General features: G+C 71.8%; 23 protein-coding genes. 7 read left to right on the top strand and 16 right to left on the bottom strand.

From position 1 onward, the window contains the following. Position 1: 1 nt before the first annotated feature. From SJY14_RS03525 to SJY14_RS03485, 9 genes are all read right to left on the bottom strand, one after another. On the bottom strand, positions 2 to 754 hold the full coding sequence (locus SJY14_RS03525) for a flagellar biosynthetic protein FliR (protein WP_255349758.1): 753 nt from the start codon (positions 752 to 754) through the stop codon (positions 2 to 4). Positions 755 to 763: 9 nt separating this feature from the next. Beyond that, positions 764 to 1,039, bottom strand: coding sequence for a flagellar biosynthesis protein FliQ (gene fliQ, locus SJY14_RS03520; RefSeq protein ID WP_043596053.1), 276 nt, complete (start codon positions 1,037 to 1,039; stop codon positions 764 to 766). Next, entirely contained in the window at positions 1,039 to 2,082 is a 1,044-nt protein-coding gene (fliP, locus tag SJY14_RS03515; RefSeq protein ID WP_396599816.1) for a flagellar type III secretion system pore protein FliP, read from the bottom strand. Before fliP ends, fliQ begins: the two co-directional genes overlap by 1 nt. Beyond that, on the bottom strand, positions 2,079 to 2,720 hold the full coding sequence (locus SJY14_RS03510; protein WP_396599815.1) for a flagellar biosynthetic protein FliO: 642 nt from the start codon (positions 2,718 to 2,720) through the stop codon (positions 2,079 to 2,081). Before SJY14_RS03510 ends, fliP begins: the two co-directional genes overlap by 4 nt. A 2-nt stretch (positions 2,721 to 2,722) precedes the next feature. After that, positions 2,723 to 3,448: a flagellar motor switch protein FliN gene (gene fliN / locus SJY14_RS03505; RefSeq protein ID WP_396599814.1), complete on the bottom strand. Its 726-nt coding sequence runs from the start codon at positions 3,446 to 3,448 to the stop codon at positions 2,723 to 2,725. After that, positions 3,445 to 4,392: a flagellar motor switch protein FliM gene (locus SJY14_RS03500; protein WP_396599813.1), complete on the bottom strand. Its 948-nt coding sequence runs from the start codon at positions 4,390 to 4,392 to the stop codon at positions 3,445 to 3,447. The genes fliN and SJY14_RS03500 overlap by 4 nt, the downstream gene beginning before the upstream one ends. 138 nt (positions 4,393 to 4,530) lie before the next feature. Continuing rightward, positions 4,531 to 5,577: a flagellar motor protein MotB gene (locus SJY14_RS03495; RefSeq protein ID WP_396599812.1), complete on the bottom strand. Its 1,047-nt coding sequence runs from the start codon at positions 5,575 to 5,577 to the stop codon at positions 4,531 to 4,533. Next, positions 5,574 to 6,410 carry a motility protein A gene (locus SJY14_RS03490; RefSeq protein ID WP_055975102.1) on the bottom strand — a complete coding sequence of 279 codons (837 nt, stop codon included), beginning with the start codon at positions 6,408 to 6,410 and terminating at the stop codon, positions 5,574 to 5,576. The genes SJY14_RS03495 and SJY14_RS03490 overlap by 4 nt, the downstream gene beginning before the upstream one ends. A gap of 2 nt (positions 6,411 to 6,412) precedes the next feature. Beyond that, positions 6,413 to 6,820, bottom strand: a complete 408-nt coding sequence (locus SJY14_RS03485) for a flagellar FlbD family protein (RefSeq protein WP_396599811.1) — start codon at positions 6,818 to 6,820, stop codon at positions 6,413 to 6,415. 258 nt (positions 6,821 to 7,078) lie between these two features. Here SJY14_RS03485 and SJY14_RS03480 point away from each other — a divergent pair, with 258 nt between their 5' ends. The 7 genes from SJY14_RS03480 (at position 7,079) to SJY14_RS03450 (ending at position 14,407) form a co-directional block, all read left to right on the top strand. Further along, entirely contained in the window at positions 7,079 to 7,366 is a 288-nt protein-coding gene (locus SJY14_RS03480) for a hypothetical protein (RefSeq protein WP_396599810.1), read from the top strand. After that, the gene (locus SJY14_RS03475) at positions 7,363 to 8,655 is read left to right on the top strand and encodes a hypothetical protein (protein WP_396599809.1); all 1,293 of its coding nucleotides are present in this window, start codon (positions 7,363 to 7,365) and stop codon (positions 8,653 to 8,655) included. Before SJY14_RS03480 ends, SJY14_RS03475 begins: the two co-directional genes overlap by 4 nt. A gap of 892 nt (positions 8,656 to 9,547) precedes the next feature. Next, positions 9,548 to 10,582, top strand: coding sequence for a hypothetical protein (locus SJY14_RS03470; protein ID WP_396599808.1), 1,035 nt, complete (start codon positions 9,548 to 9,550; stop codon positions 10,580 to 10,582). A 45-nt stretch (positions 10,583 to 10,627) separates the two neighbouring features. Then, entirely contained in the window at positions 10,628 to 11,218 is a 591-nt protein-coding gene (locus SJY14_RS03465; RefSeq protein WP_396599807.1) for a hypothetical protein, read from the top strand. 364 nt (positions 11,219 to 11,582) lie between these two features. After that, entirely contained in the window at positions 11,583 to 12,221 is a 639-nt protein-coding gene (locus SJY14_RS03460; protein ID WP_255364273.1) for a YitT family protein, read from the top strand. 114 nt (positions 12,222 to 12,335) lie between these two features. Further along, on the top strand, positions 12,336 to 12,608 hold the full coding sequence (locus tag SJY14_RS03455; protein WP_055975123.1) for a DUF4190 domain-containing protein: 273 nt from the start codon (positions 12,336 to 12,338) through the stop codon (positions 12,606 to 12,608). Between the two features lie 428 nt (positions 12,609 to 13,036). Further along, a complete protein-coding gene (locus SJY14_RS03450) occupies positions 13,037 to 14,407 on the top strand; it encodes a reverse transcriptase family protein (RefSeq protein ID WP_396599806.1) in 1,371 nt (456 codons plus the stop codon). A gap of 200 nt (positions 14,408 to 14,607) precedes the next feature. Here the strand turns inward: SJY14_RS03450 and SJY14_RS03445 are convergent, their stop codons facing one another. The 7 genes from SJY14_RS03445 to SJY14_RS03415 form a co-directional block, all read right to left on the bottom strand. Next, on the bottom strand, positions 14,608 to 15,777 hold the full coding sequence (locus tag SJY14_RS03445) for a flagellar hook protein FlgE (protein WP_043597522.1): 1,170 nt from the start codon (positions 15,775 to 15,777) through the stop codon (positions 14,608 to 14,610). Between the two features lie 149 nt (positions 15,778 to 15,926). Then, positions 15,927 to 16,373: a flagellar hook assembly protein FlgD gene (locus SJY14_RS03440; RefSeq protein WP_052505459.1), complete on the bottom strand. Its 447-nt coding sequence runs from the start codon at positions 16,371 to 16,373 to the stop codon at positions 15,927 to 15,929. Between the two features lie 12 nt (positions 16,374 to 16,385). Next, entirely contained in the window at positions 16,386 to 18,293 is a 1,908-nt protein-coding gene (locus SJY14_RS03435) for a flagellar hook-length control protein FliK (RefSeq protein ID WP_396599805.1), read from the bottom strand. Next, on the bottom strand, positions 18,290 to 19,072 hold the full coding sequence (locus tag SJY14_RS03430) for a C40 family peptidase (protein WP_396599804.1): 783 nt from the start codon (positions 19,070 to 19,072) through the stop codon (positions 18,290 to 18,292). Before SJY14_RS03430 ends, SJY14_RS03435 begins: the two co-directional genes overlap by 4 nt. Beyond that, positions 19,069 to 19,527, bottom strand: coding sequence for a hypothetical protein (locus SJY14_RS03425; RefSeq protein WP_071256181.1), 459 nt, complete (start codon positions 19,525 to 19,527; stop codon positions 19,069 to 19,071). The genes SJY14_RS03430 and SJY14_RS03425 overlap by 4 nt, the downstream gene beginning before the upstream one ends. Continuing rightward, a complete protein-coding gene (locus tag SJY14_RS03420) occupies positions 19,527 to 20,885 on the bottom strand; it encodes a FliI/YscN family ATPase (protein ID WP_396600245.1) in 1,359 nt (452 codons plus the stop codon). The genes SJY14_RS03425 and SJY14_RS03420 overlap by 1 nt, the downstream gene beginning before the upstream one ends. Before the next feature lie 62 nt (positions 20,886 to 20,947). Continuing rightward, entirely contained in the window at positions 20,948 to 21,697 is a 750-nt protein-coding gene (locus tag SJY14_RS03415) for a hypothetical protein (protein WP_396599803.1), read from the bottom strand. Positions 21,698 to 21,876 lie beyond the last annotated feature (179 nt).

Raw genomic sequence — 21,876 nt, 5'->3', positions numbered from 1 at the left:
GTCAGCCCACCCCCAGCAGCATGTCGGCGGCGTCGCCGGTCAACGAGGCCACGACGCCGGGCAGCGCGAGGAAGACACCGCCGGCCAGCATGACCGTCATGAGGATCTTGAGCGGGAAGCCCATCGCGTAGGCGTTGAGCGCCGGCGCGACGCGCGAGAGCAGTCCGAGGCCGACGTCGGCGAGGAACAGCACGACGCAGAGCGGCCCGGCGATCTGGATGGTCGAGAGGAAGAGTTGGCTGACGCCGGTCGTCAACAGCTCGACCGGTCGGGAGAGGTCCATGCCGAGTCCGAGCGGGACGGCGTCGAATGACCGCGTGAGCCCCCCGATGATCAGCTGGTAGCCCCCGGTCGCGAACATCAGCGCGAGCGCGGTCATCTGGAACAGCCGGGTGAACTGGGCACCGTTGACCATCGACTGCGGGTCGAACGCCTGGGCGAGCGTGAAGCCGCCGAAGAGGTCGATCAGGCTGCCGGCCGCCTGCACCGCGGCGAAGGCGACGAACACCAGGAACCCCAGCACGGCGCCGACGACGAGCTCGAGCACGAGCGCCATGACGAACGGCCCCGTCTCGAGCGACACGTAGCCGGGGGTGACGCGCGGCGCGACGGCGAGCGCGAGCCCGATGCCGAGCATGGCCTTCACCCGCGCCGGGAACGCGCGGTACGAGAACGGAGGCGCGATCACGAGGAACGCGGTCATGCGCACGGCGGCGAGGAGGGTGGCCTCGAGCCAGCTCAGGTCGAACGACACGGTCGGCCCCTACCCGCCGCTGAGCAGCTGGGGGATGCGGTCGAACACCATGGTCGTGAACGACACCATCTCGCTGATCATCCAGTGGCCGGTGACGATGAGCGCGATGCCGACGGCGACGGCCTTCGGCACGAACGAGAGGGTGACCTCCTGGATCTGGGTGATCGACTGCAGCAGCGAGATCGCGAAACCGACGACGAGCGAGGTGATCAGCACGGGCGCGGCGAGCTTGCCCGTGATGATCAGGGCCTGCATGGAGAGGTCGAGGACGGCGTTGGAATCCATCAGGCACCCACCTGGTAACTCTCGATGAGGCTCTTGATGATGAGACCCCAGCCGTCGACGAGGACGAACAGCAGGATCTTGAACGGCAGCGAGATCATCACCGGCGGCAGCATCATCATGCCCATCGACATCAGCGCGGCGCTGACGACGAGGTCGATGACGAGGAAGGGGATGAAGATGACGAAGCCGATGATGAACGCGGCGCGCAGCTCGCTGATCATGAACGACGGGATGAGCGTGAGCATGGGCACGTCGGCCTGGCTGGCGGGGTTCGGCTGGTTCGCCGAGCGGGTCATCAGCGCGAGGTCCTCTTCGCGGGTGTGGGCGAGCATGAACTCGCGCAGCGGGGCGATGCCGGCGTCGATCGCGCCCTGCAGGTCGAGGCGGCCGTCGAGGTAGGGCTGCACGGCGTCCGTGTTGATGTGGGTCAGGATCGGAGCCATGATGAACAGGCTCAGGAACAGGGCCAGCCCCGCGAGCACCTGGTTCGGCGGGATGGACGGCAGCGCGAGCGCGTTGCGCGTCATCGCGAGCACCACGAAGATCTTCGTGAACGACGTCATCATCAGCAGCAGTGCGGGCGCGACGCTCAGCAGCGTGATGCCGATCAGGGTGACGACGGCCTGGCTGGGTGCCCCGTCGGGGCCGTTGATGTCGATGTTCAGGCCGCCCGAGCCGGTGCCGTCGGACGTCGTCTGATCGGTGTCGGTGAAGTCGGTCGGGGTCGTGCCCGTGGTGCCCTCGGTGCCGGTGCCGTCCGTGGCCGGGGCGGTGGGCGCGGTGGGGGCCGTCGGCGAGACGGGGGCGGCGTTCGCCTGCTGACCGATCAGCATGACGAGGGCGGACGCCACGACGAGGGCGAGCAGCGTGACGACGACCGCGCGGGCGAAGCGCGTGTCGGCGAAGCGCACGGGCACGGCCACCACCGAGCGGCCCAGGGGGGCTCCGTGCAGGCCGTCACGCAGCGTCGGGCGGACGAGCCGGCACAGGGTGGACGCGAAGGAGGGGCGGGTCGGGGACGCGGACGACCGGCGGCCGGTCATCCGACTCGTCCGCTGCGCAGCACGGCTGCGGCCTGACGCCACGTGTCGGGGGCGAGGATCGAGCCCTCGAGCGACTTCGCGGCCCGCCCGGTGCGGCGGTCGGCCGGGTCACGAGGCGCACGGCCGCGGAGACCGGCCGTCGCGGCACGACGCGCGGCACCGCGGGGGCGGAGCAGCTCGGCAGGGGTGGCGGAGGCCGACGCGAGGGACGGGGTCGTGGCGAGGGCCGGGGCCGCCGAGGTCTCGGCCGACAGCACGGCGGCGAACGAGGCCGAGGGCGCCGGGGTCGCGACGGGCGCGATCGGGGTGACCCGCGCCTCCTGCACCGGGGTCGGCTCGTCGTCGGGCGCACCCGACGGGACGAGCGTGAGAGGGACGGCCTCGACGGGACGGTCGGCCGCAGCCAGGACGGTCACCGACGACTCGGTCACGCCGAGCACGAGGCGCTCGCCCTCGACGTCGACCACGACGACGCTCGCCTTCGCGCCGACGCCCTGGCGGGCGACGACCGAGACCGGTGACGTGGCGCGGGTGCCCGCGCGACCGCCCTTCACCAGGCGCTTCTGCAGCACCCAGAGCAGGGCGAGGACGACGCCCAACGAGAGGACGACCCGCAGGCCGACGACGACGGTGTCCACGATCAGGCGATGCCGTCGGCGACGTCGAGGATCTTGGTGATGCGGACGGCGTAGTCCTGGTCGACGACGACGACCTCGCCGTGCGCGATCAGGCGGCCGTTGAGCAGCACGTCGGCGGGGGCCCCGGCCGAACGGTCGAGCTCGATGACGGCGCCGGGCTCGAGGCCCAGGACGTCGCGGACCGACATGCGGGTGCGGCCGATCTCGACCGTCAGGGCCATCTCGACGTTGTTGATGCGGCCGAGGTTGCCGGTCGAGACCGAGCCCGGGGTCGGCACAACGGGCGACGATCCGCCGATCGTGCCGGTCTCGCGGAGGCGCAGCGCGAACCAGCCGGCGGGCTGGCCCGCGGCGGTCAGCTCGAAGACGACGGTCTCGGGGTCGGCCAGCAGGGCGTCGGCCGACTCGCGGCGGCTCTCGCCCAGCACGCCCGTGCCGAGCACGCCCGTCGCGGACTCGAGCGCGGGACGCAGGACGTCCGAGACCGAGACCATCGGGTTGTCGGTGCCCGCGGCGGCGGCGAGCTGGTCCATGTCGGCCAGCAGGACCGCGGTGTCGGCCGAGACGGACCCCACGAACGACGTGACCACGACGGACGAGCCCGCGAGGCGGAGGCCGTGCGCGGAGGCCGGGTCGACGGCCACGGCACGCAGCGGCGTGGGCGTCGGCAGCTGGGCGACCAGCGCCTCGGCCGCCGCGGTGTGCAGGGTGATGGTCGTGCCGGTCATGAGGTTCCTTCTTCGGTGCCGGTCAGGGAGGTGGAGACGACGATGCCGGCCAGACGGGAGCCGGCGGCCCCGACGGCGGCGCGGCCGACGGGCTGGCCGTCGACGCTGATCTCGAGCGGGCGGTGCTGCGGGTGGGGCAGCGGCAGCAGGTCGCCGACGGCCAGCCCGAGCACGACGCTCGGCAGCACCGCGGCGGGGGCGAAGGTCAGCGAGACGCCCACCGGCACCGAGGCCAGCTGGGCGCCGAGCAGCTCACGCGCGTCGGCGGCGTCGATCGTCGGGTTGGATTCGCCGAGCTGCGACAGCAGGACGTCGGCCGGGATCGCGACCGTGCCGGGCGCCACGCGCTCGCCGACGCGGATCTCGAACGAGGCCACGATCATCAGGTCGGACTTCTGCGCGGCCTGGGCGAACTGCGAGTTGTACTGGAACCCGCCGACGCTGATCGGGTCGGCGAGCATGGTGCCGAACGAGTAGCGCAGGTCGTCGAGGGCATCGTCCATCAGGCGGCGCACGAGGGCCTGCTCGATGGGCGTGAAGGTGCGCTCGGGCAGGCTCGCCGGCCTGGCGGCCCCGAGCATGTGGCTGACCCAGGTGAGCGCGGCCGACGACGGGAACTGGATGACGGCCTTCGCCGAGACGCCCTCGAGGGTGCAGAGCACCATCGCGGTGGTCGCCGGCAGCGACGAGGCGTACTCGTCGTAGGTGAGCATCTGCACCTGGTCGCAGGTGACCTGCGAGAGCACCCGGACCTTGGCGGTGAGCTGCGTTCCCCACTGCCGTGCGAAGGTGTCGAAGGCCAGCTCGAGGACGCGCGAGTGCTCGCGGGCGAGGGTCGTCGGACGGCGGAAGTCGTAGACCTCGACGGTCTTCTGCGGGCGCGTCGACGAGCCGACCGTCGCGGTCGGTGCGCTGCTGCCCGTCGGGGCGTCGAGGAGTGTCACGGACGGAGCTATCGGCCCGCCCCACCTGAGCGTTAGCCCAGGACGGCGTGTACCCCCCGGACTGGGTTGCCGTCGTCGAGCTCCGGGGCCGGTGTCGCGCTACCGGGCCGGGAGGGGCCGGGAGGGGCCCGGCGGAGGTCAGTGGCCCGAGGACTCCTCCTTCTTCTCCGTCTTCTTCTCCGTCTTCTTCTCGGTCGTCGTCTCGGTCGCGGTGCCCGCCTTCGACGTGTCACCCGACTCGGCCGTGGTCGAGGTGCCGGCCGCCTGCTCGACGGTGGGGTTGCGACCGTCGGTCACCGCGCCTCCTGCGGCCGCCGCCGCCTGCTCGAGCTGCGGCAGCAGCGCGCTCACCGCGTCGGACTGGTTCGACAGGACGACGATGTCGACCCGACGGTTCGACGCGAGGTCGGCGTCGGTCGTGCCGGTGCTGAGGGGACGTGACGAGCCGAAGCCGACCGACTGGATGTGGTCGGCGCCCACGCCGCCTCGCTCGACCAGGTCGCGCAGCACCTGGGTGGCGCGGGCGGACGAGAGCTCCCAGTTGGTCGCGTACGGCGCGGTCGAGCTGCGCTGGTCGGCGTGGCCCTCCACCGAGACGTCGTGACCCGAGGTCTTCAGGACCGGGCCGATGGCGTTCATCACGGTGACGGCCGTGCCGCTGAGGTCGGCGCTGTTCGTGCCGAAGAAGGTCTCGGAGCCGATCAGGCGGACGGTCAGACCCCGGTCGTCGACGGCGAACTGGACGTCGGCGCTCAGCCCCGAACCCTCGAGGTTCGCGGCGATCGCGGCCTTGATGGCGGTGAGGTCGTCGAGCTCGCCCTGGGCCGCGACCGTGGCAGCGGCGGCCTGCTCGGCGGTCTGGGCCTCACCCGAAGCGGCGGCCTTGCTCATGTCGGTCTCGTCGCCCGACGAGTAGCCCTTGCCCTCGGCCGTCACGTCGGCGGCGTTGACGACGGTGCCCGAGGCCGTGTCGACCTTGCCCACGTCGGTCTGGCCGAAGCCGGTCGCGAGCGAGTTGCGCAGGGCGATGTACTTGTCCTGGTCGACGTTCGACATGGCGAACAGCACGATGAACATGCACATGAGCACGGTGATCATGTCCATGTACGAGGCCATCCAGCGCTCGTCGGGGTGCTCGTCCTCGGCGTGCCCCTTCTTCTTGCGCCCACCACGTGCCCCGCTCATGCGGCCAGCCCCTGGTCGTCGCCGCCCTTCTTCGCGCCGGCCTTGGCCTTGCCGCCCTTGCCGCCCTTGCCGTCGCCGCCTTCGAGCGCGTGCGTCGGCACCATCGCCTTGAGGCGTTCGCCGAGGAGGCGCGGCTGGCTTCCGGCCTGGACCGCCAGGACCCCCTCCATGAGCAGCGTCATGCGCAGCTCGTCGAGGTCGGCCAGCTTCTTGAGGCGCGCACCGAGCGGCAGCCAGAGGAAGTTCGCCGTCAGCAGGCCCCACAGGGTCGCGACGAAGGCCGCGGCGATCATGTGGCCGAGCTCGTCGGGCTCGGCGAGGTTCTCGAGCACGTGGGTGAGGCTGACGACCGTGCCCACGATGCCGACCGTGGGGGCGTACCCGCCGAGGCTCATGAAGAACTTGCTGGCGGTGCGGTCGGCGGCGAGGCGGGACTCCATCTCGTCCTCGAGCAGGATGCGCAGCTCTTCGCCGTCGGTGCCGTCGGCGATGTTCTGCAGCGCGCCCTTCATGAAGGGGTCGTCGAGCTTCTCGGCCTCCTGTTCGAGCGAGAGCAGGCCCTCGCTGCGGGCCTTCTCGGCGAGCGACACGACGCCGTCGATGACCGACTGCGGGGGGACGACCTTGCCGGTGAAGGCGCGGGTGATCTTCTTGAAGCTGAGGATCGCGTCCTTGATGGTCGTGCCGGCGATGCCGACGCCGATCGTGGCGCCGAAGACGAGGATGATCGGGGCGGGCAGGAGCAGCCCGGCGATGCTGACGCCCTCGAGCTGGATCATGCCGAAGAGGGCGCCCAGCGCGAGGACGATGCCGATGATCGTTGCGGGATCCACGGTCAGCGTCCCTGCGTGGTGTCGGCCGTTGCGGCCGGCGCGGCCGGCGCGGTCGGGGCGGTCGGGGCGTGCACCGCGGGAGCCTGCACGGCGGGACGGAACTCGGTGACGCGACCCGCGCCTCCTGAACCCGACGAACCGCGGACGATCCCGAGCTGAGGGCCGGTCGAGGTGCGGTTGCCGAGCGACTGGCTGGCCGGGGCGGTGGCCGACGGCTCGTCGTAGGCGAGCGAGACGATGCGGGCCCGGTAGCGGGCGATCATCTCGATGACCTCGGCCATCGGCTCGGTGACGACGTACTTCGCGCCGTCCACCATGATCAGGACCGTGTCGGGCGTCTCGTGGATGCGCTCGATGAGGTCAGGGTTGACAGCGAATCTGCTGTCGTTGAGTCGCGTGACGACGATCATCGGCCCGTCCTAGGTCTGTGTCTCCTGCCGCCATCCGTGGGGCAGGTGTCGCTGCTCGTCCTGAGCTGCTACGGGTGACTATCGGCCGGGGGTGGCGGGGCGTTAGGTGCCGGTTGTCGGTGTGTGCCCTCTCGCGCTTCCCGTCGCGCGGCCCGTGGGGCGACCCGTTGTCCACAGGCAGGTCGTGGCGGGCCGAACAGTCGGTATGGTGTGTGACATTGCTCATATTGACGAGGGGAAACCGCCGTGGCGCCGTACATGGACATCGATCTGGAGGCGCTGGCCGCGTTGGCCCGCGACCTCCAGACCCTGCACACCGACCTGTCCTCGGGCAGCGCCGGTGCCTCCGGTGAGGGCGTCGGTTCACCCCGCCTGCAGCAGGCCGTCACCGCGTTCGTCGACGATTGGGCGATCGCCCGGGGCCGCATGCTCGAGTCGATCGCGGCGGTCGGCGCCATGGCCGAGGGCGCGGCGAAGACCTTCACGCAGGCCGAGGACGAGCTGGCTGCCGCGCTGGCCCCGACCGACACGGCGGGTGTGGCATGAGCCGCCCGTGGGACTGGAGTCCGCTCGACCTGGCGTCCGACCCCGTGCCCGGTGACCCGACCGACATCCGGTCGTCGGCGGTCGCGGCTCGGGCCACGAGCACGTTGATCGAGACACAGTCGAGGCGGCTGCGTCGGTTGGCGAAGGCCGAGGGGTGGGACTCCGAGTCGGGCCGCACCTTCACGACGTCGGCGGAACCGCTCGCCGACGCGATCGACAAGGCGAAGCAGCGCTACCTCGACCTCGCCACGGCGCTCGACACCTACGCGGACGGTCTCGAAGAGCTGCAGCGCCAGGCGGACGCCGCGCGCCTCGACGCCGACGAGGCGAAGGAGGCGCGGCGCACGGCCGACAAGTTCGTCGTCCCCGGCGAGACCGACCCGTTCGAGATCGACCGGCAAGAGGCCGCCCGGACGCGGGCCGTCGACCTCGCCGACACCGACCTCGCGGACGCGAAAGCCGTCATCACCCGCCTGGTCGGCACCGGGGGCGACACGGACGGCGAGTACGGCGCCCTCAACGACCGGGCGATCGCCGCCATCCGCCTGGCCGGCGACGACGAGCTGCGCGACACCTGGTGGGACGGAGTGAAGCAGGTCGTGCACGACGCCCGCGGGGTGCTGGGGGCGATCAAAGACGTCCTGAATGCACTTGGGCCTCTGCTGGCGGCAGTCGGCCTAGCAGTAGCGTTGCTGGGCGGACCCATCGGGTGGATCATCATCGCGGGAATCGCCGTAGCTGCGGCTTCGCTGGCAATCACGTCGGCGCAGGCGATGGCGGGGGACGCAACACAAGAGGACGTCATCGCCGACCTCATAGGACTCGGGATGGCCATCGTCGGCCTGCAGTCGCTGAACGCGATGAAATTCGCCGTCGCCGGTGCTACCCGGAGCATCGCGTCGTCGGCAGCCAGCCGTGCCGGTGCGGCCCGCGCGGCATCGGTTCCCGCTCGCAAAGCCGAGTCGGCGAGGAAGGCCGCCGAAGAATCAGCAGAATCGGCAGTTTTCCGCTCAGCAAACGCCGCAGCTAGACACCCCGGCGTCATCACGGCGGACAGCCTCCTGACTGGAGGGTGGGCGGAGCTCTGGAGCGTGTTGCGCCTCGGGCGGGGAGGTCCTGCGGCCTCGGAGATGAGGGCAAGGGGAATCACCTGGGCCCTCGCGGGAGGAGCTGCCAACGCTTCCGATTTGGTAGGGGCGACACGTGAAGTGCTGACCCTACTGCCGGACATCCGTGACGGTTCCTACTGGACGACCAAGCACTCCCACGTTCAAGTCGGTTCCCTATGAGCCGTCGCGGATACGCGCTGACCCTGCCCAAAGCCTGGCAACGAATCGGACCACATGACGATTTCGACGAGATCGCCGAACGCATCATCAAGTCGTCGACAGCGCGCGAGCCGGCCAGCGACGGAGCCCAGAGCACTCTGCGTAGGCGGCAAGCCACGAAGCTGTTCAAGAGCGCCATCACACGGGCCTTTGCTTCCGGTTGTCTCGAAGTCTTCGCATTTGGGGGCCCGTCGAGGACAGGCATTCTCCCCATGACTCTGTCGACGACCGTCGTACACACAGGCATCGCACTGTCGGACGGACAGATTCAGACTCTGGGCCTTGCAGAAGACGAAAGAGAGCCAGCCGGTCGGACCTCATTCACATGGCTCGAGACGCCTGCGGGCCCCGTGGCACGACTTCTCGTCCGTCGCGACATGACGCCCCAGGAGTGGGCGGGAGAAAACCGCAGGCAAACGCGTCGGTTGGGTGACGAACTCGACTTCAGTGTCGCGGTCGACCATCGAGTGGCTCCGAGCATGTCGTCGGCCAGGATCAGTTTCATCTCACGCATACCCGGCGCGCCGACGACACTTCTCGTCCTCTTGTTCGACACGTCTGGTCCGGCTCACCTCGGCGCACACCTCGCTCATGCGGACAGCATCGTCTCGACACTGCGTTGGACGGAGCCCGTGTGAGCACAACTGTCATCCGCGCTTCTTCCGAGAGCTGCTTTATCGGTGCACGTGCGGGCTTCACCTCAATTCGCCTCGACCCGACAGGCTCTGTCTGGGCCGACTCAAGGAGTCACCCGCCCCGACTACTGACACATCGAGCGGAGATCCGTCGACTCGGCTGGGCTAGCGAGACCGACGGGGACGTCTTCTTGCGCCACTGCGGCCCCGAAGGTGCGGTGTGGATCGAGACGCACGACCAGGTGCTCGTCTTTCCGCTCGACGAATGGTGGCCCGGGCATTCCGTGGACGACCACGAGCGGATGATGGCTAGTTCCGGCTTTGCCGGGCTATTCCGTCAGCTGGGCAAGGCACCCCGCCAGTGGCACGAGCTCAAGCGGCCCCCCAAATCCGATCCGTCCGATGCACTTTTGGTCTCGACCAGCATCGACAAGAACCGACTTCGTCTGGCCCGACTGCATGCCCTGACCGCATTCATTGCAAGCTTGTCGTTCGTCGTGACCTTGGGACTGTCCATTGCCGCCGGTCTCGTGGAGGGCCTGCGCCCTCTGGCAAGCCAGCTCGGCGTCATTACCAGCATCTGGTGCACGTCCGTCGCTCTTGTTGCTCTTGCTCCGGCTCTGGCGTGGGCGCGATGGCCCCGGCGACAGCCGTCTTCCAGCTCCTCGGACTCAATCCGAGTAGCCACCAATCGAGGCAGGGTGATGCTTGTCCGTCGCGGAGGGCAACTCGTCGTCGTCGATGCAGTAGGCACACAGACGACGTGTGATCTCGCATCGGAGAGAAACCAGCATGCTTTTCCCGGCGAGCTCACGACGTGGGGCTTCGCCGACGGCGGTTCGATAGTTGTTCTCGACCGAACGAGGCAGCCACGCATTCGCCTGCTGCCCGCCCGTCGCGCCCCATTCGACCAATACCGAGTAAGCGAATCGCTTGGCTCTTTCGGCCTGCAGCGCACCGAGCTCTCCGATGACGACCTCGCGCGTTCGAGGGAACTCGAGCCCGTAGGTGGCAGCGCTGCCGGGCGCCAAGCCCTCTTCGGCGCAGGTCCCTGGCGCACACCGACGCTCGTCACGGCGCTGCTCCCAGCGTTTTTCATCGGCGCCATCGCTCTGCCGCTAGCCGTCGGACTGGTCGACTCGCTCGATGCCGACCCGATCTGGGCCGTGCTGGCCATCGCCTCGACCGCACTCTTCGTCGTCACCTACGTATCGATCGCAGCGTGGGCGCTTTGGCAGGACCGACTCCGCTGAGCCCCCACGCACCCAACACAACCCGTCCGAACAGAAAGAACAACGATGACCACCACGTCCCTCTCCTCCGCCGTCACCTACCGGCCGACATGGTCGCACTTCTGGGCGAAGGCCAAAGGCCGGCTCGTCCTCATCCCCCTCGCCTTCCTGATCGGCTGGAACCGCATGGGAATGACCGTCGTCCCGTACCTCCTCGTCCTGCTGGTCGTTCTGGCGGCCGGTCTGTGGATCTACCTCCGGACGACGAGCATCACCGTGTCCGACACCGCGGTGACCAGACGTGGGTGGGGGCGCACCACGATCGTCGAGTTCGACGGCTCACAGCGCGGCATCCTCTGCACTCTCAACATGGGGGTGCAGAACCTCGCATACCTCGCCGTCCGGAACGGCACAGGCCGCCGACTCGTCCTCACCGAGGCCAACTGGCCCGGAGAACAGCTGCTCGAGATCGCCCAGCACGCACGACTCACGATCATGCCGGCCGATCAGGTCTTCTCTGGCAAGAACGCCGCCGCCATCGTGCCCGGGGTCGTTCCATTGACGACCCGACGTCCGGTGCTCTGCGCCCTCGTGGCGCTCGCCGGCCTGATCGCCGTCATCGTGCCGATCGCCATGGTGATGGCCGGCGCAGCCTGATCGCTGAGGGAGGACACCGCCGAGTGGACGTGACACCGCGGCGTGCGGCGGCGGCTCGTCCACTCGACGGTGCGGCAGGCTGAGTAGCAGGCGCGCGGCGCGTCACGTGCGCGAAACAGGGGGCTGGCAGGATATGCCGGTGACCCACGAACCCCTCGACGAGTCGCGCCCCGGCACCACCCCCGCCGCCCGCGCCGACGACGTCACCCGCACCTCCTCCGCCACCCCGACAGCGAGCACGTCCCGCGCCGCGAGCGCCGAGCGGAACGCCGTCGGCAGCGACGACGGGCCTGCCCCCGAGTCTTCCCCGGCCGGACTGCCGGACGCCGCGACCCCCGACGCCGCCGCACCGGCTCGTCACGGCATCGACGACCCCGCCCTGACCGGCTCGATCAAGACCGTCGACACCACGAAGCACACGCTCGCCGAGAACGTGATGGGCGTCGTGACCGGGGTCTTCCTGGCGTCGTTCGGGCTGTTCCTGCTGAAGACCAGCGGGGCCGTCTCGGGCGGCACGGCGGGCCTCGCCCTGCTCACCAGCTACGCCACGGGCTGGACCTTCGGCGTGCTGTTCGTCCTGGTCAACGTGCCGTTCTTCGCACTCGCGGTGTGGAAGAAAGGCTGGCCGTTCACCCTGCGCACGGTGTTGACCGTCGTCATGCTGGCCGCGTTCTCGTATCTGCACCCCCTGATGTTCGACATCGACGGCATCAACCCGATCTACGGCACCCTCGCCGGCAACCTGCTCGTCGGCGTCGGCCTGCTGATCCTCTTCCGCCACGGAGCCAGCCTCGGCGGGATCAACATCCTCGCCCTCGTCCTGCAGGAACGCGCAGGGCTGCGCGCCGGCTACGTCCAGATGGGCTTCGACGTGCTCATCGTGCTGACCTCGCTGACCGTCGTCTCGCCGTGGATCGTGCTGCTCTCGGCCCTCGGCGCCGTGGTGCTGAACCTCGTCCTCGCGATGAACCACAAAGCCGGCCGGTATGTCGGCCACACGTGATCACAACTTTCTGCCAGACTTTCGTGCACGACCGGTCTGTTTGAGGCATTCTCGTCTCGAAGCGGTCACTCTCGTCTTGCACGTCCCCGGACGTCACACCACCTAGGAGCCCTCATGTCCAACAACACCGCCATGCCCCAGTCCGCCGGCACCGCCGCGGGCTACAACGTCCTCGCGATCGTCGGGTTCATCCTGGCCTTCGTCTTCAACATCGCCGGGCTGGTCGTCAGCCTGATCGCCCTGTCGAAGATCAAGAAGACCGGTGAGCGCGGCCGCGGCCTCGCCCTCGCCGGCGTCATCATCAGCATCGCGTCGATCATCTTCGGCATCATCTACATCGCGGTGATCCTGCCCGCCATCATGAACTCGATGCCGACGACCTACTAGGTCGATCGGCCCCGGCACACCAGCCGGGGAGCACAGGAGGCGCGGTGTCTGCAGAGCAGGCACCGCGCCTCCTTCGCGTCCCGGGCGGGCGCTCCGCCCGACACGGGTTCCGCCTCGCGAGGGATCGCGGACGTCGGTGGCCGCCGTTAACGTGTGGGCATGCGACGGTGTCTCGGCGAGGTGGACGGCACACGCGTTGTGCCTTCCTCTCCGGGGCTACCCCGGGGCACGCAGATCGACCACGGCACCGCTCCGCAGGCCGGTGACCGCGCTTCGCGCGGCGCGCGGCCCGCACCGATGCACGAGTCGCCGAGGCACCGCCGCACCCCGCGGATCACATCCACCTCGGCACGAGCGGCACCAGGGGCACGCCCGGCTCGCGCGCGCACGACCGTGAGCCGCTCGACCAGCGGCCGGACGGGCTCCGAGTGAGCGCCCGCTCCCCCGCCGCCGCCGCGGGCGCACGCGAGCCCGATCCGGGCCCCGACGCCGTGGCGACCGCCCTCGCCGACGCCCTCCTCGGCGCGGAGTGGTCGGTCCGCGGGCTCGCTGCCGCAGCCGGCGAGGCGATCGACGGGCCCGCCCGCTTCTGGCGTCCACTCGCCCGGGGCCTCGTCCGCACCCTGCCCCGGGCACCGCACGACGACCCCCGCACGCTCGCCGCCCTCATCCGCCGCGACCCGGCCTTCACCGAGGCGGTGGCCGAGGCGGGTGCGCGCGGCCGTCCGCTGCGCATCGTCCACCACGTGCCCGTGACGCACGGGGCGCGTTCGGCCGACCCGCGCCTCCTGCGTCTGGGCACCGTGGCCGACGTCGCCCGGCTGCTGCACCTGACCGTGGGCGAGCTCGACTGGTTCGCCGACCCCGGCCGGTGGCACCGCCGCGTCGAACGCGGCCCCCTGCAGCACCACCGGTACGAGTGGCGGGCACGGCCCGGACGCACGCCACGGCTGCTCGAGGTGCCCGGCTTCCGACTGCGCGACCTGCAACGCGTCGTGCTCGACGAGGTGCTGGCGGCAGTGCCGCTGCACGACGCGGCGCACGGGTTCGTCCCCGGGCGCAGCGCGGTCACGGGGGCCCGGCGGCACGTCGGCCGTGAGGTCGTGATCGCCCTCGACCTGACCTCGTTCTTCGCCCGGGTCACCGCCGGGCAGGTGTTCGGCTCCCTGCGCCGCGAGGGACTGCCCGACGCCGTCGCCCACGTGCTCACCGGGTTGTGCACGACCTCCGTGCCGCCGGGCGTGCTGTCGCGCATGCCCCCGGGCGGCGACCCCGACCAGCGGTTCGCCCTGCGCCAGGCCCTCGCGGTCGCGCATCTCGCCCAGGGCGCGCCGACCTCGCCCTCCCTCGCGAACGTCGCCGTCCGCCGACTCGACTCGCGGCTCGACGGGTACGCCCGGGCCGCCGGCGCGACCTACACGCGGTACGCGGACGACCTCGCGTTCAGCGGCGACGGGACGCTCGCGGCGCGGGCCGACGCGTTCGTGCGGGGCGTGGGACGCATCGTCGGCGACGAGGGACACGAGCTCAACCCGGCCAAGACCCGGGTGCGCGGGGCGGCCACGCGACAGGTCGTCACCGGCGTCGTCGTCAACCAGGGCACCAACACGGTGCGCTCCGAGTACGACCGGCTGCGGGCCGTGCTGCACAACGCCGCCACCACCGGGCTCGAGGCGCAGAACCGGGCCGGGCACCCGGACTTCGCCGCCCAACTGTGGGGGCGCATCGGTTGGGTCGAGCAGCTCAACCCCGGGCGCGGGGCCCGGCTGCGAGCCGCGTTCGCGCGCGTCCCCCGCTGACCGGCACCGCGCCTCCGGACCGGCACCGCGCCTCGTGCGGGTGTGGTGCACGGTGCGCGGAACGAACAACGCACCGCGTCTCGTGCAGCGCACCCCGTCTAGATCGGGTGCGGTGCACGAAACGCGGTGCGAAGAGTGCCTCGGGCGGCAGCAGCAGCGGCAGCGGCAGCAGCGGCAGCGGCAGCAGCGAGCAGCAGCGGCTAGCGCTTGAGGTTCGTCAGTTCCTGCAGCACCTCGTCCGAGGTGGTGATGATGCGGGCGTTGGCCTGGAAGCCGCGCTGGGCGACGATCAGGTTGGTGAACTCCTGCGAGAGGTCGACGTTCGACATCTCGAGCGAGCCGCTGGCCAGCGAGCCGACGCCGGGCGAACCGGGGGCGCCGACCGTCGCGGCACCCGAGTTGGCGGTCGCGCGGTAGCCCGAGTTGCCCTCCTTCTCGAGGCCGCCGGGGTTCGTGAAGGTCGCGAGCACGACGCGACCGAGGCCGACCGTCGAACCGTTGCTGAACTGGCCCATCAGCGTGCCGTCCTTCGACAGCGAGAAGCCCTGCAGGGTGCCGGCCGCGCGGCCGTTCTGCTCGGTGATCGACGTGGTGTTGAGCGCCGCGAAGCCGGTGATGCCCGACAGGTCGACGGTGACGCCGTTGAGCCGCAGCGACGCGGCACCGGTCTGCTTGCCGTCGGTGAAGGCCATGGAGGCGGTCGCGCCCCCGTTGCCGTCGGTCGCGGAGGCGTCCCAGCCGGTCGTCGTGCGGGTGAAGGTGAGCGTCAGGGTGCGCTCGAGGCCGTTGGCGTCGAACACCTTGGTGTCGCGCACGATCTTGTCGCCGACCGCCGACTCGCTCGGCAGGTTGCCGCCGACCGTGGCGCTCGAGGTCGCCGTCGCCGGGGCCGCGGCGTTCAGGGGCAGCGTGATGTCGCCGAGCGCGCCTCCGTCGTTGATGACGCCGTTCGTCGCCGAGTAGCCCTGCACGATCTTGCCGTCGGACGACACGAGACGACCGTCGGCGTCGAAGTCGAACGCACCCGAGCGGGTGTAGACGGTGTCGTTGCCGAGGCGGGTGACGAAGAAGCCGTCACCCGAGATCATCAGGTCGGTGGCCTTGCCGGTGGCCTGCGCCGACCCCTGCGCGAAGTTCGTCGAGATGCCGGCGACCTGCACGCCGAGGCCGATCTGCGCGGGGTTCGTGCCGCCGATGCCGGTCTGCGGGCCGCCGGCGCCCTGCGTGATCTGCGACAACGTGTCCTGGAACTGGGTGGTCGACGACTTGAAGCCGGCGGTGTTGACGTTGGCGATGTTGTTGCCGGTGACGTCGAGCATCGTCTGGTGCGAGCGGAGGCCCGAGATGCCGGAGTAGAGGGAGCGGAGCATGGGTGCTGCCTTTCAGCTGGGGAGAGATCTGGAGGCGCGTCCTGCGCGGGTGGTGCCGGTCGCGTCCTGCTCCCGGTGCGGTTCGAGGGGTGGTGCGGGTCGTGCGGGTCGTGCGGGTGGTTCGGGTCGTGCGGGTCGTGCGGGTCGTGTCACGCCTTCGTGGTGGCGATGCCCGAGATGAGATCCAAGGCGACCTCCTTCCCGCCGACCGAGACCTTGGGGACGGCCTCGGCGAACGACACGCTCGTGGCGGTGCCCTTCACCTCGACGCCGTCGGGGCCCGTGTAGCTGACCTCGCGGCCGACGAGGTTCGACGCGGCGATGCGCATCTGCAGCGAGAAGTTCTCGTTGGCCGTCGTCGTCTGGGCCGTGACCTGTTCCATCATCGCCAGCTGGGTGGTCTGCGACATCATGGCGTTGGTGTCCATCGGGGTCGACGGGTCCTGGTTCTTCAGCTGCGTGACGAGCAGCTTCATGAACATCTCGCTGTCCATCGTGTTCGCCGTCGCACGGCTCGAGCCGCTCTTCGCGGCGTTGGCGGCGGCGATCTGGGTCGCGACGTCGACGGTTCCCGATATCTGGTCGATCGAGGGCATGGGGTCTCCGGTTCAGGCCAGGACGTCGAGGGACGTCGAGAGGGACGAGGAGGCGCGGGCACGGTCGACCGCACCCGTCGCGTCGAGAAGGTCGGTTCCGTCGCGCGGCGCGCGTCCGGTGCGGGTGTCGGCGGTGCGCACCTCGGCGGCGTCGCGAGCCTGCCGACCCGGCCCGCCGTCGGCACCGGTCTGGGCCCCGAGCGAGCCGGGCTGACCGGAGCGGTCGCCCCGGGCGTCGGACGGCTGGTTCTGGGACGAGAGGTCGACGCTGGTCTGGTGACCCGCGCCTCCCGGGTTCGACGCCGCCGCGAGGTCGCGACGCAGGTCGCCGAGGATCGCCCGCACGGCGTCGCGGCCGGCGTCCGATGCGGCGAACATCTCGACGTGCGTGCCGTGCGCCGAGACGTGAGCCCGGACGGTGACCGGGCCGAGCGCCTCGGGGGCGACGTCCACGGTGACGACGTGCACCCCGGGACCCGCCGCGGCGAGCGTGAACAGCGGGCGCGCGAGCTGCTGGGTCAACGGGGCCGGCTGCGCCGCGGCCGGCGTCGGAGTCGCGGACGAGGAGGCGCTGGTGGCGGAGGCCGCGGACGTCGCGACGGTCCCGGGGACGGTGAGCACGATCGGGTCGACGGGGGCGGTCGCGGGGGCGGTCGCGGCGGCCGAGGCGGTGGCGGGTGACGGCGCCGTCGTCGTCGTCGAGGCGGAGGGGGTCGCCGTGCCGGACGGGCCGGACGGGCCGGACGTGACGGACGTGACGGTGGCGGGCGACGAGACGGGACGGCCGTCCGACGCCGTTGCCGCGGAGGGGGCAGGTCTCGGGATCGCTGATCCGGTACGGACCGGATCACCGGCGACGGGCAGCGCCTCGGAGCGGTCGGCCGATCCGGTGGGTACCGGAGCGAACGGACCGGCAGGGGCCGAGTCGACAGACGTGCGGACCGCACCCGTGCCGGAGGGCGCGGCGGTCGCGGCGGCGGCTGCGGCTACGGGCGCGCCGGGCGTGGCAGCGGTCGCGGCGGCGGTGCCCGGGGTGGACGCCGTGGTGATCGGAGCGCTCGCTGCCGCGGCGGGAGCGGCGACGGCAGCAGCTCCCGCGGAGGTGGTGGTGAGTGCCGACGCGCCGAGGGCCGAGCCGGCGACGGACGGGTCGGCCGATCCGGTACGGGCCGGGACGAGGTCGGAGACCGGCCCGGCGACCACCGACGAGACGGCCGATCCGGTACGTGCCGGATCGAGGTTCTCGGCCGAGGCGCCGGAGGAGGTCGACGCTCCGGTGCGTACCGGATCGGCGAACGCGGAAGGACGCAGCGACACGGCGCCGAGGGCGGGAGCCGCAGCGCGGACAGTCCCGACGGCGTCCGCCGCCCCGAGCGACCCGGCCGGGCCGGAGGTGCCGTCGCCGGCGGCAGCGGCAGCGCTGGCGACAGCGACGGGCAGAGGCGTCGCGATGCCGGATGCCGTGCCGTCCGACACGGTGGGCCCGCCGTCGGTCGTCGACATGGGCTCGGCGGCACCGCTCGCGGTTCCGGGCTCGGCGGCACCGGTCGATCCGGCGGTCGGCGCCGAGGTCGCGTCGGCGAGCGACCGGCGCCAGGGCGCGACGGACGCGGGGTCGAGCGACGACGTGGCGACCGTCGCGTCCGAGGCAGGGGGCGAGGCGTTCGGTGCGACCGGGGCGTTCCGGTCGACGGTACGGGCGTCACGGTCCACGACCCGGGCGTCGCGCCGGTCGGCGGCCCGCGAGGCGTGCTCGTCACGCATGGCGGCGCCGAAGCCGGCGGCCGCACGGTCGGCGTCGCGGGCAGCACCAGCACCGGCACCGCCTGCTCCCTGCCCGCGCGACCCGACGGGAGCGCGCAGCGACGAGGCCTCCGACAGGGCGGGAGGAGCGAAAGGAAGGGTGCGGGACAGGGTCACGAGGCCACCCCCGCGCTCATCAGCTTCTGGAGGGCAGCGGTCATCAGGTCGGTCCCCGACGAGGACGCGCTCGACGCACCGGCCGCACCGGAGAGGCCGGAGAGACCCGACAAGCCCGACAGACCCGACAGACCCGACAGGCTCGACAGTGCCGACGACGCGCCCGAGGTCGACGCCGCACCCGTCGCGCCCTCGGCCGGGACGATGCGCCGGATCGTGCTGAGGTCGGAGTCCTTGTACCAGTTGTCGACGATCTGGACGTCCTTGCCCGGGCGGGGCGCGTGCAGCACCTTGCCGTCGCCGAGGTAGATCACGATGTGGCCCTCGCCCTTGGGCACGAGCAGGTCGCCGGGCTTCGCCTCGGCGAGCGACGACACCTCGGCGCCCATCTTCGCCTGGTCGGGCACGACCCGCGGCATGCTGACGCCGAGGTCCTTGAACACGGTCTGCACGAGGCCCGAGCAGTCCATGCCCGTCCGGTCCTCGCCGCCGAACACGTACGGCACGCCGAGGTACTTCTTCGCGGACTCGACCACGTCCGAGCCGTCGGCTCCGCTGCCGCTCGCCACCGACCCGGCCACGGCGTCCACGGAGGCGCTGGTCGCCGTCGCACCCGTCCCGGACGTGCCGGCGAGCGCGTCGGCGAAGGCCGTGGCCGACGTCGCGGACGCGGCGGTGGCCGTGGCGGACGTCGCCGCACCGGTGGTGCCGGCGCGCAGCTGGGCGATGGTCGCCTGGATGTCCTGGATTCGGGACAGGACCTCGGTCACGGGACTCACGCCGCGCCTCCTGGGTTCTCGGGGTCGGGGCCGGACGGCGAACCGTCGGGGCGGGGGCGCGAGGCGATCTCGTCGAGGGCGATCTGCTCGTCGCGCAGGTCGGCGGCCGCCTCGGCCACCACGTGCTTGTGCTCGAGCTTCTCGAGGCCGATCGCCGCACGACGGGCCTCGTTGAAGGCGGCCTGCGCGGCGTCGGCGTCGGCCTGACGGCGTTGCGTGACCGCGTCGAGCTCGGCGAGCATGCCGCGCGACGAGGCCCGTGAGGCGGCGAGCGCGCTCAGCATGGCCGCGTCGGTGACCTCGGACGGCTCGTCGGCGAGGGTGCGCTTGGCGCGCACGCGCTCGTCGGCGGCCTCGCGCAGGCGGTCGTTGGCCTCGGCGAGGACGGCACCGGCCTGGTCCTGCTGGGCGTGACGCAGCCGAAGCAGGCCGAGCAGCGAGAACGGACGTGCCATCAGATCGCTCCGAACCGTGAGGTGAGCGAGGCGAGGGCGTTCCACGAGTCGGCCGAGGCCGCCCGGTCGTCCATGCCCTGCTGCAGGAACGCGTCGATGGCGCCCTGGTGGTCGACCGCCGCGTCGACGAGCGGGTTGGTGCCGCGCTGGTACGCGCCGACGTCGAGGAGGTCCTGCGCGGCCCGGCGCGCGGCCATCACCTTGCGGAGCGTCGTCGCGGCGGCGCGCTGCGGCGGACTGGTCACCTTCGAGGCGACGCGCGAGACCGAGCCGAGCGCGTCGACCGACGGGAAGTGCCCGGTCACGGCCAGCTTCCGGTCGAGCACGACGTGCCCGTCGAGGATGCTGCGGGCGGCGTCGGCGATCGGTTCGTTGTGGTCGTCGCCGTCGACCAGCACCGTGTAGAGCCCGGTGACCGAGCCGATGCGGTCGGTCCCGGCACGCTCGAGCAGGCCGGCCAGCACCGAGAACGTCGACGGCGGGTAGCCGCGGGTCGCGGGCGGTTCGCCGACCGAGAGGCCGATCTCGCGCTGGGCCATCGCCACGCGGGTGAGCGAGTCCATCATCAGCACGACGTCGGCACCCTGGTCGCGGAACGACTCGGCGATGCGGGTCGCGACGAACGCGGCGCGGAGGCGCATCAGGGCGGGCTCGTCGCTGGTCGAGACGACGACGATCGAGCGGGCGAGGCCCTCGGGGCCGAGGTCGTCCTCGAGGAACTCCCGCACCTCGCGGCCGCGCTCGCCGACCAGGGCGATCACGCTGACCTGGGCGTCCGAGCCGCGGGCGATCATCGACAGCAGCGACGACTTCCCGACGCCCGAGCCGGCGAACAGGCCGACGCGCTGGCCCTTGCCGACCGTGGTCAGGGTGTCGAGCACGCGCACGCCGAGCTGCAGGGGCGTGTCGATGCGCGCCCGGTGCATGGCGGACGGGGTCTCGTGGTCGAGCGGCACGAGCTCGACGCGACCCCCGTCGGCACCGACGAGCGGGCCCTTGCCGTCGATCGGCCGACCGAGCCCGTCGAGCACGCGCCCGAACAGGCCCGTGCCGGTCGGGACGATCAGCGGACGACCGGTCGAGCGCACGGGCGTGCCGGTCGTGATGCCGGTCAGGCGGCCGAGCGGCATGCACCGCACGCCGTCGGGCGTGGTCGCGACGACCTCGGCGAGGTTCGAGCCGACGTCGGTGCCGCCGGACGTCACGGTCGTGTCGCCGACGGCGACGATCTCGCCGACGGCCGCGTCGAGGCCCTGCACGGTGAGGCCGAGGCCCACGGCCGAGCTGACCCGGCCCACGCGTTGCGGGCGGGCCGCCACGCGTGCGGCGGCGAGACGGGGGGCGAGGGCGGACGGCACGCGCGGACGGCCACCGTCGACGACGGCACCCGTCGACACGAGGGCAGGAGGCGCGGTGAGGGTCACGAGACGCCCCCGTCCGACGCCGGGTCGCCGAGCAGCGCCGTCCGGGCCCGGTCGAGCGCGGTGCCGAGTCGGGCGTCGACCTGGCCGATGCGCCGTTCGGCCTCGGCGTCGCCGCGGGCCAGGGTCGCGTCGGCGACGAAGGCGATGTCGGCGGCCACGGAGTCGCGGGTCGCGGCGTCGAGCTGGGCGAGGTCGGCCGGGTGCAGACGGACGGTCACGACGTCGCCGGGATCGGTCACGGCGAGGGCGCGGGCGACGGCCGCACGAGCGGTGCGGCCGATGCGCGGGTCGACCGTGTCAGCGGCGCCCCGGGCGGTGGCGTCGACCCCGTGCGACCCGTCGTCGACGGACTCGGAGGCGCGCAGTTCGTAGCCGAGGACCGCCTCGGCGAGCTCGAAGGCGGTCGCGACCAGCGCCTCCTCGGCGTCGTCCAGGACGGGCGCGACGCGGGCGTCGAGCGCCCGGGCCGACGTGGCGAGGGCCTCGACGGCCGAGACGGTCGCGGCCTGGAGGCGGTGCAGCAGGTCGGAGTGCTCGGCCTCGAGGACGGCCCGGCGAGCGGCGAGCTCGAGCTCGGCGGCGCGGAGGCCGGCGGCGTACCCGGCGGCGTGACCTCGGGCCTCGGCCCGGGCGTCGTGGGCCTGTCGGGTGGTGGCGGCGTCGGACCCCGGCAGCGAGACGGACGGGTAGCTGACGCGCGCGAAGGCCGGGGCAGCGCCCTCGGGGGTCATCACGGAGTCGAGCATCACGAGCCGTTCGGCGTTGGGGGTGACGGCCGATCCGTGGCCAGGGGTGAGGTGAGCGATCCGTGCTCACCGGCGACTCTCGACGCGCGTCGGGCGGGCGTTAGGGCTTGCCCCGAAGGGGGGCCGCGTCGCGTGCCGAACCCGACCCGCACCTCCCGGCCCGGCGTGCCGAACCCGAC

Origin of the sequence: Frigoribacterium sp. R86507 (assembly GCF_044597695.1) — a bacterium.
Classification (GTDB): Bacteria; Actinomycetota; Actinomycetes; order Actinomycetales; family Microbacteriaceae; genus Frigoribacterium.
The sequence above is the reverse complement of the archived record's forward strand: the minus strand, read 5'-3'. Positions and strand labels throughout refer to the sequence as shown.

Coding starts and splice junctions, on each gene's coding strand:
- fliQ (WP_043596053.1), bottom strand. CDS start 1,039: ATGGATTCCAACGCCGTCCTCGACCTCTCCATGCAGGCCCTGATCATC.
- fliP (WP_396599816.1), bottom strand. CDS start 2,082: ATGACCGGCCGCCGGTCGTCCGCGTCCCCGACCCGCCCCTCCTTCGCG.
- fliN (WP_396599814.1), bottom strand. CDS start 3,448: ATGACCGGCACGACCATCACCCTGCACACCGCGGCGGCCGAGGCGCTG.
- SJY14_RS03495 (WP_396599812.1), bottom strand. CDS start 5,577: ATGAGCGGGGCACGTGGTGGGCGCAAGAAGAAGGGGCACGCCGAGGAC.
- SJY14_RS03485 (WP_396599811.1), bottom strand. CDS start 6,820: ATGATCGTCGTCACGCGACTCAACGACAGCAGATTCGCTGTCAACCCT.
- SJY14_RS03480 (WP_396599810.1), top strand. CDS start 7,079: ATGGACATCGATCTGGAGGCGCTGGCCGCGTTGGCCCGCGACCTCCAG.
- SJY14_RS03475 (WP_396599809.1), top strand. CDS start 7,363: ATGAGCCGCCCGTGGGACTGGAGTCCGCTCGACCTGGCGTCCGACCCC.
- SJY14_RS03465 (WP_396599807.1), top strand. CDS start 10,628: ATGACCACCACGTCCCTCTCCTCCGCCGTCACCTACCGGCCGACATGG.
- SJY14_RS03455 (WP_055975123.1), top strand. CDS start 12,336: ATGTCCAACAACACCGCCATGCCCCAGTCCGCCGGCACCGCCGCGGGC.
- SJY14_RS03445 (WP_043597522.1), bottom strand. CDS start 15,777: ATGCTCCGCTCCCTCTACTCCGGCATCTCGGGCCTCCGCTCGCACCAG.
- SJY14_RS03440 (WP_052505459.1), bottom strand. CDS start 16,373: ATGCCCTCGATCGACCAGATATCGGGAACCGTCGACGTCGCGACCCAG.
- SJY14_RS03425 (WP_071256181.1), bottom strand. CDS start 19,527: ATGGCACGTCCGTTCTCGCTGCTCGGCCTGCTTCGGCTGCGTCACGCC.
- SJY14_RS03415 (WP_396599803.1), bottom strand. CDS start 21,697: ATGCTCGACTCCGTGATGACCCCCGAGGGCGCTGCCCCGGCCTTCGCG.